Raw genomic sequence first — 12,503 nt, 5'->3', positions numbered from 1 at the left:
GACCTTTGGTCAAAGATGCCCGCAGGGTTAGACCATCGCCGGGAAAAGGACCATGCACTTGGGCGTGAACCGATTGCCGCAGGGGATGTGGCGGTCTGTTCTGGTCGTGGGCTGGGCTGCGACATGGGGTTAGGCCATATGAGCTTGAAATAGCGGCCATTTGGTCCTATAATCCAGTTGTCTTCATGGAAGGAATGGTGATGGAACATCTTGTCCTCGAACGTGCGGTGCCGGAGCGGCAGGCTGTCGCTCTCAAGGCGTATGCCCGGATCGCAGAGGCGTGGTCGCTGACCTTGCCGGAGGCCGCAGCCCTTGCCGATCTGTCTCTATCCACATGGAAACGTGCGAAGAAGCCCGGCTATGCGGGTGAGTTGTCGCGCGATCAGATGCTGCGCCTGAGTGCACTGGTCGGTCTCTACAAGTCGCTGGAGTTGTATTTCAGCGAGTCCATCGCGCGGGACTGGGTGCGTCTGGCCAATCGCGGACCGGAATTCGAGGGTGTGCGCCCTGTCGATGCGATGATCGCGGGCGGCCTGCCCAAGATCCTGCGTGTGCGCGCCTATGTCGATGCGCTGCGGGGCGGGGTGTGAAGATCACCGCCCTCAACGACAGAGCACTGGTGCGGCTGATCCCCGAGACGCGGCACAAGCCGCCTGTTCTGCGCGGACTTGTCGATACGGATGCCGAGGCAGCCATTCTGGCCGAGATCGAGGGAGAGACCAGCGCACGCCTGATCGCCGAGCGTGAGGGCACGCCAGCACTGGACCGGCGCGAGTTGGCCTTTGCCCGGCGCGCCAGCGATCTGCGGCTTTACGGGCAGAGCCATATCAATGCCGCCTTCGCCTATACGCGGCCTACGGGGAACCGTTTCAATGCGGGTGACAGAGGTGCGTGGTATTGCGCCTGGCACATGCTGACCAGTGCCGCCGAGGTCGGCTATCACCGCACGCGGGAACTTGGCTATATCGGCCGTTTTGAGGACGAAGCCCGCTATGTCGAGTTGCTGGCCGATTTCATCGGCGATTTTCCGGATATGCAAGGCGAGACGCATCCGGCGCTGGATCCCGATCCGGGGCAGGGCTACCCCGCAGGGCAGGCTTTGGCCGCCGATCTGCGGCGGGCGGGGCATAGGGGCCTGATCTACCCATCGGTGCGCCATCCCGGCGGGCGGTGCTTTGTCGCCTTTGATCCGGGGATCATCCAGAATGTGCGTCCGGGTGCAAGCTGGGCCCTTGTCTGGAGCGGATCACCCGACTTCGCGGTCGAGGGGGCCTGATTTCAGGCAAACGGTGGAAAGCCGCACTTGCAAAACTCTCTGCAGTCTGGATGAAAATGGTCAGCGCTTGATTTGAAGCGACGCCCCGCCATTTGACCCAAAGACATTCAAGGACTCGATCATGACCCTGACACGACGCGCCGTTCTGGTCGGCGCAGGCGCAGCCCTTGGCGGGCTTGGTGCGACGGCTTTGATCCGTGGTGCAAGGCCGGCCGCGCTGGCACCGTTGGATTTTGCAGAAACGCTGAACGACGCCAGCGAATTGTCACCCGTGAAGGTTGCGGAACATCTGCGTCTTGCCCGGAACGGCCCTGCCCTGGAACAGCAGCTGACTGCGGTTCTGGGCAAGGATCGTCCGATGGTCGTCAGCGCCGCGCGCCATTCGATGGGCGGGCACAGCCTTGTGGCGGATGGCCATGTCGTGACCATCGAAGACGGCAGCGTTCAGGTGCAGGATCGCACGGCTGAGGATATCGCCTCCGGACGGTTGCGCTATCGTGTCAGCGGCGGCACGCGCTGGTCCGATGTGATTGCAGCCCTCGATCCGCTGGGCTGGTCACCGGCGATCATGCAGTCGAACAACGATTTCGGTGTGGCGTCCACCTATAGCGTGAACGCCCATGGCTGGCCGGTGCCCTTTTCCGGCTGCGGGCAGAGCGTGCGTTGGGTGCGGCTGATGGACCCGCGTGGCGAGATCCGTCTGCTGTCGCGTGATCAGGATGGCACGCTCTTTGCCGCCGCTATGGGGGGCTATGGTCTGTTCGGCGCAATCATCGAGATGGAGCTTGAGGCCGTGCCGAACCAAAGGCTGGCACCGACCTTTACGCCTGTGACGCAATCCACCATTGGCCCGCGCTTTGTCGAAAGTCTCGCGGCTGACAGCGGGATCTCGATGGCCTATGGCCGCTTGCGGATTGATCAGAAACATTTCTTCCGTGACGGCATGCTGATCACATATGCACCAAGCGCAGAACAGTCCGGACTGCCCCCCGTCACCGGATCGGGCTTTCTGTCCAAGGCGGCAAGACCCGTCTTCCGGGCGCAGGTCGACAATGAGGTGGCCAAGGAACTGCGCTGGATCTTCGAGGCCGGCATTGCCCCGCGCCTGGCTGGAGAGACAACACGCAACATGCTGATCAACGAGCCTGTTGTGACGCTGGACGACCGCGATCCGTCCCGCACCGATATCCTGCATGAGTATTTCCTGCCACCGGACAGTCTGGATGGCTGGCTCGGGTCGGCGCGGGATATCATCCTTGGGTCCTATCAGCAGCTTTTGAACATCACCCTGCGCTATCTTGCGCCTGACCGCGACAGCCTGCTGGCCTATGCGCCAGAGGAGCGGATCGCCTGCGTCCTGCTGTTCTCGCAGGAAAAGACGACCCGCGCTGAAGGGGACATGCGCCGGATGACCGAGGCGCTGATCGACGCCGCACTGGATCATGGCGGCTCCTACTATCTGCCATATCGGCCCCATGCGACGCGCCAGCAGTTGCTGCGCGCCTATCCGCGGGTGCGTGATTTCGTGGCGCTGAAACGCGCCCATGATCCCGCGTTGAAATTCCGCAACGGGTTCTGGAGCACTTATCTGGAGGATCTGGCATGACAGCGCATGAGAACAGGATCAGTCGGCCACAGAAGATCGCTTTCGCCTATGCGGTGATCCTTGCGCTTGTGGCAGGTCTGAACCTGATCCCCGGACTGAAGCAGGACGACGGCACGATCCTTGGAGTGTTCGCGCTGGATTTCTACGACGACATGCTGCACGCGGCTTCGGCCCTTTGGGCCGGGATCGCGGGCTGGCTGGGACGGCGCGCCGCGTTGACCTATCTGATCGGCTTTGGCGCCTTGTATCTGGGTGATGGGCTTCTGGGGATGCTGACAGGATCGGGCTATCTTGACGCGGGCATCCTGATTTACGGGATACAGGACAGCTCGCTTGTCTTTCGGCTGGCGGCCAATGCGCCGCATCTTGCACTGGGTGGTGTGGCATTGCTTGCTGGCCTTGTGGACCGCCGCTGATGGTACCGGTTATGCCGAAGGACGACAGGCTGGACGGGAAACGCAAGGCCGGTGCAAGGCCGCTCTGGCGTCGCATCGGGCGCTTGCTCCTGATCGCATGCGTCGTGCTGGCCTTGCCTGTTCTTGTCCTGCTGGCTCCGGTCGCCGGGACGGCCCTGCTGTGTCACGGTGAGACAGGCCCTGTGCAGCAATCTCTCTGGACCGATACCTCGCGTGAGGCAGGGCGCACATTTCTGGCCTATCCCGAATGGCATATCGTCTATGCCTATGAGGACTACGCGACCGCACTGGAAACAGGCGCGCCGCGGGACATGGGTTGGATGCATCAGATCGCCGGGTTCTGGTCCTCGCTCTGCGTCCTGATGGCCGAGGCCGATGCGGTGGGCGGAGCGACCTCGATGACTGCGACAGTCTATACGATCGGTGTCAGCTTCACCGCCGAGATGGCGCTGAAGGGCGCGTTCGAGGAAACGCTGGGCGCTGTCGTCTATCAGCCCGGACCGGTGGCCGATCTTGAGCGCGCTATGGCGCGGGACTATGCGGGTTTCCTGCTGCAGACGCCCTGGTATCGCTACCCGTTTCAGGACTGGTTGACCCGGCTTGAGGCGCTGTCGCTGGACGGCTGGAAAGACCGCCTGCGGCGGGCGGCGCTGCGTCTGGAATGGGCGGGCAAGGCGGCTTGGGCCGGTGTGATCACCGATCTTGCGGCGACAATGCCACCCGATGCCCTGCGCATGGATGTGGCGTTGACGGAGATGGAGGGGATTGCCCTGCCGGACGGCTGGACGCTGGTCGAGACCGCCGGTGAGGTCCGGGTCTTCGAGGTCGATCGCTACCGCGCGTTCACGACGGCCCTGCAACAGGTGCTGGCGCACGGTGCCGTTCCGCAGGGGATCGCGGGGAATGACATCATCCTGATCAGCGCGCTGGGCGCTGCCTTGCCGGAACTGCCGCCCGAGGTGTCCGAGATCTTCACCTATGACCGCAGCGGCGTGACACGCTTTCTGTTGAAGCTGCCGGTCGCGCTGTTGGGTGAACTGGTGGCGCGCGGTGTCGTGATCGAGCATGTCTATGACTACTGAGGCGCGCTGGCCGATGCTTCTATGCGCCGTGATCGCCGTCGTCCTGACATGGTGGAGCGCCAGCCTGATTGCAGCGGTTTGGGGTGGCTATGACACGCTGGCGGTCATGGCGCTGGACGATGCTTTTCTGACAGGCACGGACGCGACCGTGATCGACCGGCGCGGCCCGGTTTGGGTGCTTCGGGACATCTCGGCGCAGGAACTGATCGCCTCGGGCGCGGTGGTCATCTTCCCGGCCCGCGCCAAGACCTGTCTGGCCCTCTTGCAGGACGCGTCCGTCCTCTGATGTCTGGCCATGTTCTCGTCCGGTTAAACACGGGGCGCGGTTCAAAACGGCTTGCGTCCAGGCGCCTTTCTGTCCGACTAGTTGGGGTGCGTAGGTCAAGAGGAAGTCCAGAGGCATGAGCATTGCATTGGAAGATGCCACTGACGCGCTGCGCCGCAAGGTGCTGCGCGGGGACTACATGCCCGCGGCCAAGCTGCGCGAGGTAGGCGTTGCCGAAGATCTTGGCGTCTCACGCACCATCGCGCGGCTGGCGATGAGCATGCTGGAGCATGAGGGCCTGCTGTCGCGCGCGCCAAATCGCGGATGCCGCGTCAACCGGTTCTCGATCGAACAAATCGTGCAGGCTATCGAGGTGCGCGGCAATCTTGAGGCCATGGCGGCGCGTCAGGCCGCCGAGCGCGGCTTGCCTGAGGATGTCGACAGCGCCTTCGACGATATCTTGCAGCGCTCGGCGCAGGCGCTTGCGATGGGGGTGCAGGATGAGGGCCAACGCCAGGCATGGATCAATCTGAATACAGCATTTCACGACACCCTGATCAAGGCTTCGGGCAATTGGGCGATCCGGGTCGCAGTCGATCAGATGTCGCGTCTGCCTCTGGTGTCGCCGGCAATGATCATTTTTGAACGAAAGGATTTCGCCAAGGGGAATGCTCAACTGGCATCCGCTCATGCGGATCATCTGGAGATCGTGCTGGCGTTGCGGGCGCGGCACAGCCAGCGCGCCGAGGCGCGTGTGCGCGAGCATGCCTTCGTCAGTGCCCGCAACAAGCGTGTCAATCTGGCCGACCCCGAAACCATGGCCTTGGCGCGCGCCCTGCCGGGTGGGGCTTTGATCTCGGACCGCTAGGCCCGGCTCAGTTTCAAGCTCACAGCATCACCCTTCCGCATCTCGAAATGGCTCAGATTTCGGGCCATCACTTCTTGCGACAAGGCCGCCACGGGATGCAAGCGTGGCAATTCCAGAATGGGCTTCTTGTTCTTGTGAAAGTCCTGGTAGGCGGCGGGATGCATGAAAAGGAACATGAGCAGATCTTCGTCCGAGTCGAATGGACCGAATTCGGCCCGGATCTTTGGCAGGATAGGCTGGTCCAGACCTTCCAGAGGATCAATCGGTGGCAGACCCTGCGAAAGCAGGTCGCGGATGTTCTGATCCATCTCGGCGATATGTTCGCCAAAGGCGCCACGGGCGTAAAGACGCAGCGCTTCGGGTGGGGTGGCATAGCGTGTGCCTTGCGTGACATTCATCAGGGCCTGCACGCCGACGAATTGCGAGAAGGGCGTGGACATGTGGGGGTAGCCCAGTTCGGCACGGATGCGGCCTGCCTCTTCCAGCACAGCGGGCAGGTGATCTGAAAGCCCCCGATCCTTGAGTTGCTGCACGAGGTTGGAAATCATTCCGCCCGGAATCTGATGGCCGACATAGGCTTTGTAATACGCTTCATCAAAGGGCTTTTCGGGCGGCACCGTCCTGCCTTCCTTATGGGCGACCCAATAGAAATAGTCGTCGATCACGGCCAGGGCGGCATCGTCCGTGTCCACCTCGCAGCCCGCCTCCCGCGCCATGGCGACCATGTCTCGCGCGGCGGGCAGCGCTGACCCCCATGCCAATGGGCGGGCGGCTGTCCAGATCACGTCCACATCGGCGCGGATCGCCTCGCGGCAGGCGTCGCGGCCGAGCCCTGCTGCGGTATGACAGTGGAAGTGCAGTTCCATTTCACCAATCGCCGCCCGCACAGCCGACAGGGCGGAATAGGCGCGCTCGGGTTTCATCACGCCGGGACTGTCGGAAATCACCATCGCATCCACGCCCTGATCGACAAATTCGCGGGCTTTTCTGGCCAGATAGGCGTCCGTATGGGCGGGGCTGTCGTTGAAACCGACGAAGCCCTTGACCATGAAGCCCAGCCGCCGTCCTTCGCTCAGCAGGTAGGCCATGTTGCGTAAATCGTTCAGGCCGTCGAACAGTTTGAAACTGTCCACCCCGTTGCGCAGCAAGGTTTCAAGGAAAAGTGTTTGCACATCATAGGGCTGCGCTTTCCAACCCCACAGATTGCGCGCGCGGACCAGAACGTCAAAGCGCGTTCTGGGCATGCGCTGGCGCAGAAGCCGCTGCCGTGCCCAAGGGTCTTCGTGCAGAAACATGGCGGCGGATTCAAAGGTCACGCCGGCAGCCACGCAAACGGTGTCAAAACCGGCCTGATCAATCACCTCTGCAATGGGCAACATGCTTTCGGTGCGCATGCGCGTGGCCCAAAGCGATTGCTGTGCATTGCGCAAGGTTTCGTCCAGCAGCTTGATTTTCTTGACCATGTGCGGGCTATCCTTGCTGCGCGGGGGCGATCAGCATCAGGACATCACCACGCGCCACGGTTTGCTGGTTGTCCACGGCGATGGCCACTACCTCGCCATCCGCCTCGGCGGTGATGGGGGTGAACAGTTTCATCACTTCGACAATTCCCAACTGATCACCCTGTTTCACCTTCTGGCCCACCATGACGAATGGCGGCTGGTTAGGGGCTGGCGCGGCATAGAACATGCCGCCCATCGGAGCCAACACAGGAAGGGCATCCGGGAATTTGGTCAGATCCGGGCGCGATGTCGGCGCTGCGTCCGGTGCCGTGGCAGGGGCAGGGCCTTTGGCCACCCCCGTTTGCTGGAGAGCGACAGCGGCAGGAACGGGCGCAGGGTGATGGCCCGCCCCCCGCACCACCTTCAGGTGCAGATCGCCCATGGTCAGTTCCAGATCCATACCCTCGGCCTGATCGACCAAGGTCAGAATGCGGATCACATCCTGATAGGTTAGATCGCTCATCGCTGCCCCCTGTTTACTTGCTCTGAGAAGTCCGGTTCTTGCATCACCGCCTCGACCCAGCGGGTGCTCACGGTGCCCTTCTCGAATTCGGAGCGCGCCAGCAGCGCCTGCAAGAAGGGCAAAGTGGTGTCTATGCCTTCGACCACGAATTCTTGCAGAGCAGCGCGCATGCGGGCGAGGGCGGTGTCCCGATCCGGGCCTGTGACGATCAGTTTGCCCAGAAGTGAGTCATAGTATGGCGGCACGTTGTAGCCGGCGTGGCAATGGCTATCGAGCCGGATATCCACGCCCGTTGGTGCCTGCCAGGACGTGATCAAACCTGGCGAGGGGCGAAATCCTGCGGCCGCGTTCTCGGCCGTGATGCGGCATTCGATGGCGTGCCCGGTCAGGATGATATCTGATTGTGCAAGATCCAGCGGCAAGCCATTGGCGATACGGATCTGTTGCGCCACAAGATCCACCCCCGTCAGCATCTCTGTCACGGGATGCTCGACCTGAATGCGGGTGTTCACCTCAAGAAAATAGAACGCGCTGGCATCCGTGTCATAGATGAACTCCACCGTGCCCGCGCCCTCATATCCCACTGATGCGGCCAGATCGACGGCGGCTGCGCGCATCTGCGCGACAATGGCTGCCGGGACATGGAGGGCGGGACCTTCTTCGACGATTTTCTGGTGACGGCGTTGCAGAGTGCAGTCACGCTCGCCCAGATGCAGCACCGTGCCGAAACGGTCGCCCAGAACCTGCACCTCGACATGGCGCGCCTTGCCGATGAAGCGTTCCAGATAGAGCGTGTCATTGCCGAAGGCGGCGCGGGCTTCGGCGCGCGCCGTGTCAAAGGCGGGTTGCAGGTCGGCTTCGCTGCGCACCACCTGCATGCCACGCCCGCCGCCGCCTGCGGTGGCTTTCAGCAGGACTGGATAACCAATCGCAGCCGCGGCGACTTTGGCATCGGCGAAATCCGTGATCTGATCGCGGCCCGGCACCACGGGAACGCCTGCTGTCTCGGCCAGGCCGCGCGCGGTGATCTTGTCTCCCAAAGCGCGGATGGTGTCGCCGCGCGGCCCGATGAAGGTGATGCCCTGCGCGGCGCAGAGATCGGCCAAAGCGGCGTTCTCGGCCAGGAATCCATAGCCGGGATGCAGAGCATCACAGCCCGTGCCTTTTGCCGCAGTCACCACGGCATCGATGTTCAGATAGCTGGCCGATGCGGGGGCAGGCCCTAGGCAGACTGTCCTGGAGGCCATACGCGCGGGAAGACTGTCGCGGTCAGCCTCGGACACGCCCAGCACAGTTTCCAGCCCCGCCGCTGTGGCAGCACGGATCACACGCAGCGCGATTTCACCGCGGTTGGCTATGAATATGCGGGTTACACTCATGCAGCGGCACCCTGGGCTTGCGGGCTGAGACGCAGCGTGAAGAGGGTTTGTCCGAATTCAACAAAGCGGCCTGACGGAACGGAAATTTCAGTCAGATGGCCAGGCGACCCGGCCCGCAGGTCAACGGTTTGCCCGATGCTGCGGATATGACCCAGCAGATCGCCTGTTGCGACAGAGGCACCCAAGATGATGTCCGGATGAGGCGTGAAGATGCCGACATATGGCGCAACGATCAACTCATCTGCAAACGCGCGCGTTGACCGTCTTCGGGACAGGTGCAGCGCCGCGCCGGGACCTGTCAGATCAAGGCTTGTCAAGGTGGAGTTCCTGAAAGCCCGCATGATCTGCATCACATCCGCATCAGTCAGGTGCGCGCGCAAGCTCATACCAGGATGATCCCGTCCTTGGCGATGACATGCGTGTCATCCACGATCATCGTCACGCGGTCGCAAATGCCCTCATAGCGCAATTTGCTGACCACTTCGCCGCGGTCCGCCCCGTGGCCAATGCCGAAATGCATTGCGCCGTAGCGTTTCTTCTCGCTGCGCATGTTGCCGGTATAGGGCGGGCACTTGCGGTTCGTGCCGATCGAGATCTCACCCCCAACCACATAGGAATTCTCGTCTCCATAGGCTTTCAGATAGTCTCGGATCTGCGCGGCCTCATGCCCGCCGTCGATGGATACGGCCACACCGTTCTCGATGCGCACTGTCACAGGTTCGTGCCAATGACCGGCAGGATGCTGGCCGGTATGATCCCAGACCACAACGCCATTGGCCGTGCCCGCCTTTGGCTCCACATGGAATTCGCCGAAGGGCCATGTGCCGGGGGACAGGCCAAAACGTCCGGTTTGCGCATCACGTGTGAAGGGGATGGCGCCCCAGCGCCGTGCAAGGGCGCCGGGCGGATAGCCGGTGATATCGGCGGTGAGGTTTGTGCCTGCGGGTGTCGTGACGGTGATCGTTTTGCCCGCATCGCAGATTTCGCCCATGCGGCGCTGCAACTCGCACATCTCCAGCACATCTTCTTCGGTGCAGGCCCCGCCACCTTCGATCAGGATCTCCTGGTTGATTTCCTCCCACAGCCAGATCGGGGTCTTGCCCTTGGCCCCGCCTTCAGAACGGATTTGCCGCAAGCCGGGCGTTCCACTGTTCAGCGCAGTCGTGGTCAATGCGATCACCACATCGGCCTCTTTCGCGGCCCCGACGGCAATAGGCGATGGGTCGGCGCAATGATACGCGCGTTTGGGGTAGAGACACAGGCATACTTCTGCTCCGCGGGCATGCAAGGTTCCCATCATCGCTTGCCAGATCAACGGGTCCATCTGATCGTCGGTCAGAATGGCGAATTTGTCGCCTGCCTGCACATGCCGAAACGGGTAATCAAAACTTTTCAGCATCGAGATCAGTCGGGTTTGCGGCGTGCCGTATCGGGAAATCGATTCCATTTGGGATCCTAAGGTCGATGTGTTGCAGCATGGAAATTTTTGCATGCAAAATAGCGCGAAACCAGACATAATTTCACCGATAACTATTTTTTTGCATGCAATGGTGTTGATGTTGGCGATTGCCACGCCGGCTTGATCAAAACTGCCGTGGGATTTCAGCCTTTTACAGCGGTGCTGTGCCGGGTATCGTCATCAGGATTGCCCATGCGGCGCGTTTCCCAAGGTCATGTCGATGATGGAGTCCCCTGTGCCGATGAACCTGTCACCCAAGGAGCGGATCGCCCATCTGGTGCGTCTGGCGGGGCGGGGATTCACGCGCGGGCTGCAGATCCGCTTGACCGAACTGGACGTGACCTTCGGGCATTGGGTGTTTCTGCGGATCCTTTGGGAACAGGATGGTATCAGCCAGCGGGAACTCAGCACGCGGGCCATGTTGACCGAGCCGACCACCCACAAGGCGCTGGAACGATTGGAGGCGCTGGGCTATGTCGCGCGGCGAAAATCCGAAGATGATCAGCGGCGACAGCGTGTTTTCCTGACCGAACTGGGCCGCGATCTGCGCGAAAAACTGGAACCGATGGCTCTTGAGGTGAATGCCGTAGCCTTGGCGGGCTTGAGTGATGCGGACCAGGCGCATCTGCGGCGGATGCTCTTCACCATCATAGAGAATCTGCAGCGCGACGAAGACCAAGGCATCGCTGAAGGCCGCAAGATGCCGCCCACGCGTGTGACAACCGATCTGTAGCGCCTAGCTTTGTGTCAATCGTCTGAGCAACGTCCCGGCTCCTGTGATCTCGCGCAGGGGCCAGGTTTCGGCTTCGGGAGGCGGTGCGGCGTCAAATCGCAGTGCTTCGCCATCCCAGAACCACCAGTAGATCACATCGCCCCGACGGTCCCGGATCGGCGTGCGAAAGGTGGGAAAGGCGCGGGCGTGGTCGGGCAGGGGGCGGCTGCCCAAAGCCTCTCCTTTCAGCGTTCCTGCCGCCAGACTGTCACCGACCGGGCAGAGCGCATGAAAATCACTTTGGGCTAGGGCCAGGCTGTCCAGTGAGGGGCGCTGCTCAAAACACCCTTTCAGAGCGCGTACGACCTCGGGGTAGGAGGGGTGGTGATGCGTGATCTGCACATAGCGCAGGCCGTGTTCCGTGGTGATTTCGACAATCTCGCCCAAGGGCAGTTTTGCGGCAGCTAGCATCTGGCTCTCTTACAGGCTGTAGGATTCATAAGTGGCGGGGTGGAACAACTCATCGATGCCCAAGCGGCGCGCGGACAGTCCTTGCGCGTGGTGATAATCCAGAAAGGCGTCCAGCGTCGCCTCGTTGTTCGCTACGCCATAGCTGTAGAAATCCGGCCCCATCAGCGCCTTGGCGCGAGCGAGGTTGTCTTCGACAAAGGGCATGGTCACCTTGGTGGCCGAAGTATCCTCCAGCGCGGCCTGTGCCATGGCCTTGGCCTGGCCGAACGCCTTGACCAGCGCGCCGGGCAACCACGGGTGGGTGTCGGCAAGGCTGCGGCGCAGTCCCAGAAGATGCATGATCGGAAAGACCCCGCGCCGCCGGAAATAGTCTTCTGCCGCGCCGACACTATCGGTAAACAGCCGCCCCACATGTGGGTGACCTTCGGCAAAGCAGCGCGGCCAGCGCGGGCCGATAAAGCCGTCAATCTCGCCTGCCGCCAGCATCGCGTTCAGTGTGGCACCGTCGGGGGCGGGTTCAATACGGATGGCGACGGGCAATTGCAGCGCAATCTTCTCGGGTCGGCTGGGAGTGTCCATCCCGCCCCGCACCCATGTGATATCGCTGGGGGCGATGCCATGATCGTCCTGCAAAATGCCACGCACCCAGACATTGGCCGACAACTGGTATTCGGCGATACCGATGCGTCGCCCCTTGAGATCGGCCGGGGAGCGGATGCCGCGATCAGTGCGGATATAGACCGAGGTATGACGAAAGGCGCGCGACAGGAAGACAGGCAACGCGATATAGGGACTGTCCCCGCGCGCAAGTTTCACGCAATAGGACGAGAAGGACATCTCGGACACATCAAAGGCTTCGTGCCGGAACACGCGAAAGAACATCTCCTCCGGTGACAGAAGCTGCGTGATCGCCTCGACTCCGTCGATCTGCACCCGTCCATCATGGATAGGGCGGGTGCGATCGTAGTCTCCCATCGCAAGGGAAAGCTGAATTCTGGACATCG

The 12,503-nt window shown here is 62.0% G+C and carries 15 protein-coding genes; 8 read left to right on the top strand and 7 right to left on the bottom strand.

Annotated features, from left to right (window positions below; all coding sequences use genetic code 11):
- Positions 1 to 200: 200 nt before the first annotated feature.
- The 7 genes from PVW27_RS03075 to PVW27_RS03045 all read left to right on the top strand — a co-directional run bounded on the left by PVW27_RS03075 (position 201) and on the right by PVW27_RS03045 (position 5,513).
- Positions 201 to 590: an antitoxin Xre-like helix-turn-helix domain-containing protein gene (locus tag PVW27_RS03075; protein WP_274555065.1), complete on the top strand. Its 390-nt coding sequence runs from the start codon at positions 201 to 203 to the stop codon at positions 588 to 590.
- Positions 587 to 1,276, top strand: coding sequence for an RES family NAD+ phosphorylase (locus PVW27_RS03070; RefSeq protein WP_274555064.1), 690 nt, complete (start codon positions 587 to 589; stop codon positions 1,274 to 1,276). Before PVW27_RS03075 ends, PVW27_RS03070 begins: the two co-directional genes overlap by 4 nt.
- Before the next feature lie 121 nt (positions 1,277 to 1,397).
- Positions 1,398 to 2,882, top strand: a complete 1,485-nt coding sequence (locus PVW27_RS03065; RefSeq protein WP_274555063.1) for an FAD-binding protein — start codon at positions 1,398 to 1,400, stop codon at positions 2,880 to 2,882.
- On the top strand, positions 2,879 to 3,298 hold the full coding sequence (locus PVW27_RS03060) for a hypothetical protein (RefSeq protein ID WP_274555062.1): 420 nt from the start codon (positions 2,879 to 2,881) through the stop codon (positions 3,296 to 3,298). Before PVW27_RS03065 ends, PVW27_RS03060 begins: the two co-directional genes overlap by 4 nt.
- Positions 3,298 to 4,380, top strand: coding sequence for a hypothetical protein (locus tag PVW27_RS03055; RefSeq protein WP_274555061.1), 1,083 nt, complete (start codon positions 3,298 to 3,300; stop codon positions 4,378 to 4,380). The genes PVW27_RS03060 and PVW27_RS03055 overlap by 1 nt, the downstream gene beginning before the upstream one ends.
- Complete coding sequence (locus tag PVW27_RS03050) at positions 4,364 to 4,666, top strand: hypothetical protein (protein WP_274555060.1); 303 nt, start codon at positions 4,364 to 4,366, stop codon at positions 4,664 to 4,666. The genes PVW27_RS03055 and PVW27_RS03050 overlap by 17 nt, the downstream gene beginning before the upstream one ends.
- A 115-nt stretch (positions 4,667 to 4,781) precedes the next feature.
- Positions 4,782 to 5,513 (top strand): GntR family transcriptional regulator, encoded by a 732-nt coding sequence (locus PVW27_RS03045; protein WP_274555059.1) that lies wholly within the window; start codon positions 4,782 to 4,784, stop codon positions 5,511 to 5,513.
- On the opposite strand, the gene PVW27_RS03040 is transcribed toward PVW27_RS03045, so the two are convergent.
- Genes PVW27_RS03040 through PVW27_RS03020 form a run of 5 tightly spaced genes read right to left on the bottom strand, consistent with a single transcriptional unit; the run spans position 5,510 to position 10,304 of the window.
- A complete protein-coding gene (locus PVW27_RS03040) occupies positions 5,510 to 6,976 on the bottom strand; it encodes a hypothetical protein (RefSeq protein WP_274555058.1) in 1,467 nt (488 codons plus the stop codon). The two genes, PVW27_RS03045 and PVW27_RS03040, sit on opposite strands and share 4 nt — an antisense overlap.
- Positions 6,977 to 6,983: 7 nt before the next feature.
- A complete protein-coding gene (locus tag PVW27_RS03035; protein ID WP_274555057.1) occupies positions 6,984 to 7,478 on the bottom strand; it encodes an acetyl-CoA carboxylase biotin carboxyl carrier protein in 495 nt (164 codons plus the stop codon).
- The gene (locus PVW27_RS03030; RefSeq protein ID WP_274555056.1) at positions 7,475 to 8,857 is read right to left on the bottom strand and encodes an acetyl-CoA carboxylase biotin carboxylase subunit; all 1,383 of its coding nucleotides are present in this window, start codon (positions 8,855 to 8,857) and stop codon (positions 7,475 to 7,477) included. The genes PVW27_RS03035 and PVW27_RS03030 overlap by 4 nt, the downstream gene beginning before the upstream one ends.
- On the bottom strand, positions 8,854 to 9,243 hold the full coding sequence (locus PVW27_RS03025) for a hypothetical protein (protein WP_274555055.1): 390 nt from the start codon (positions 9,241 to 9,243) through the stop codon (positions 8,854 to 8,856). Before PVW27_RS03025 ends, PVW27_RS03030 begins: the two co-directional genes overlap by 4 nt.
- A complete protein-coding gene (locus tag PVW27_RS03020; protein ID WP_274555054.1) occupies positions 9,240 to 10,304 on the bottom strand; it encodes a hypothetical protein in 1,065 nt (354 codons plus the stop codon). Before PVW27_RS03020 ends, PVW27_RS03025 begins: the two co-directional genes overlap by 4 nt.
- Before the next feature lie 232 nt (positions 10,305 to 10,536).
- Between PVW27_RS03020 and PVW27_RS03015 the strand changes: the two genes are divergently transcribed.
- Positions 10,537 to 11,049 (top strand): MarR family winged helix-turn-helix transcriptional regulator, encoded by a 513-nt coding sequence (locus PVW27_RS03015; RefSeq protein ID WP_274555053.1) that lies wholly within the window; start codon positions 10,537 to 10,539, stop codon positions 11,047 to 11,049.
- Between the two features lie 3 nt (positions 11,050 to 11,052).
- On the opposite strand, the gene PVW27_RS03010 is transcribed toward PVW27_RS03015, so the two are convergent.
- Both PVW27_RS03010 and PVW27_RS03005 read right to left on the bottom strand, forming a co-directional pair.
- A complete protein-coding gene (locus PVW27_RS03010; RefSeq protein WP_274555052.1) occupies positions 11,053 to 11,499 on the bottom strand; it encodes a hypothetical protein in 447 nt (148 codons plus the stop codon).
- A gap of 9 nt (positions 11,500 to 11,508) precedes the next feature.
- On the bottom strand, positions 11,509 to 12,501 hold the full coding sequence (locus tag PVW27_RS03005; RefSeq protein WP_274555051.1) for an ABC transporter substrate-binding protein: 993 nt from the start codon (positions 12,499 to 12,501) through the stop codon (positions 11,509 to 11,511).
- Positions 12,502 to 12,503: the final 2 nt, after the last annotated feature.

The organism is Seohaeicola sp. 4SK31 (genome assembly GCF_028802875.1).
Classification (GTDB): domain Bacteria; phylum Pseudomonadota; class Alphaproteobacteria; order Rhodobacterales; family Rhodobacteraceae; genus Seohaeicola.
This window is presented reverse-complemented; position numbering and strand designations above follow the sequence as displayed.

Coding starts and splice junctions, on each gene's coding strand:
- PVW27_RS03075 (WP_274555065.1), top strand. CDS start 201: ATGGAACATCTTGTCCTCGAACGTGCGGTGCCGGAGCGGCAGGCTGTC.
- PVW27_RS03065 (WP_274555063.1), top strand. CDS start 1,398: ATGACCCTGACACGACGCGCCGTTCTGGTCGGCGCAGGCGCAGCCCTT.
- PVW27_RS03060 (WP_274555062.1), top strand. CDS start 2,879: ATGACAGCGCATGAGAACAGGATCAGTCGGCCACAGAAGATCGCTTTC.
- PVW27_RS03055 (WP_274555061.1), top strand. CDS start 3,298: ATGGTACCGGTTATGCCGAAGGACGACAGGCTGGACGGGAAACGCAAG.
- PVW27_RS03050 (WP_274555060.1), top strand. CDS start 4,364: ATGTCTATGACTACTGAGGCGCGCTGGCCGATGCTTCTATGCGCCGTG.
- PVW27_RS03045 (WP_274555059.1), top strand. CDS start 4,782: ATGAGCATTGCATTGGAAGATGCCACTGACGCGCTGCGCCGCAAGGTG.
- PVW27_RS03040 (WP_274555058.1), bottom strand. CDS start 6,976: ATGGTCAAGAAAATCAAGCTGCTGGACGAAACCTTGCGCAATGCACAG.
- PVW27_RS03035 (WP_274555057.1), bottom strand. CDS start 7,478: ATGAGCGATCTAACCTATCAGGATGTGATCCGCATTCTGACCTTGGTC.
- PVW27_RS03030 (WP_274555056.1), bottom strand. CDS start 8,857: ATGAGTGTAACCCGCATATTCATAGCCAACCGCGGTGAAATCGCGCTG.
- PVW27_RS03025 (WP_274555055.1), bottom strand. CDS start 9,243: ATGAGCTTGCGCGCGCACCTGACTGATGCGGATGTGATGCAGATCATG.
- PVW27_RS03020 (WP_274555054.1), bottom strand. CDS start 10,304: ATGGAATCGATTTCCCGATACGGCACGCCGCAAACCCGACTGATCTCG.
- PVW27_RS03015 (WP_274555053.1), top strand. CDS start 10,537: ATGATGGAGTCCCCTGTGCCGATGAACCTGTCACCCAAGGAGCGGATC.
- PVW27_RS03010 (WP_274555052.1), bottom strand. CDS start 11,499: ATGCTAGCTGCCGCAAAACTGCCCTTGGGCGAGATTGTCGAAATCACC.
- PVW27_RS03005 (WP_274555051.1), bottom strand. CDS start 12,501: ATGTCCAGAATTCAGCTTTCCCTTGCGATGGGAGACTACGATCGCACC.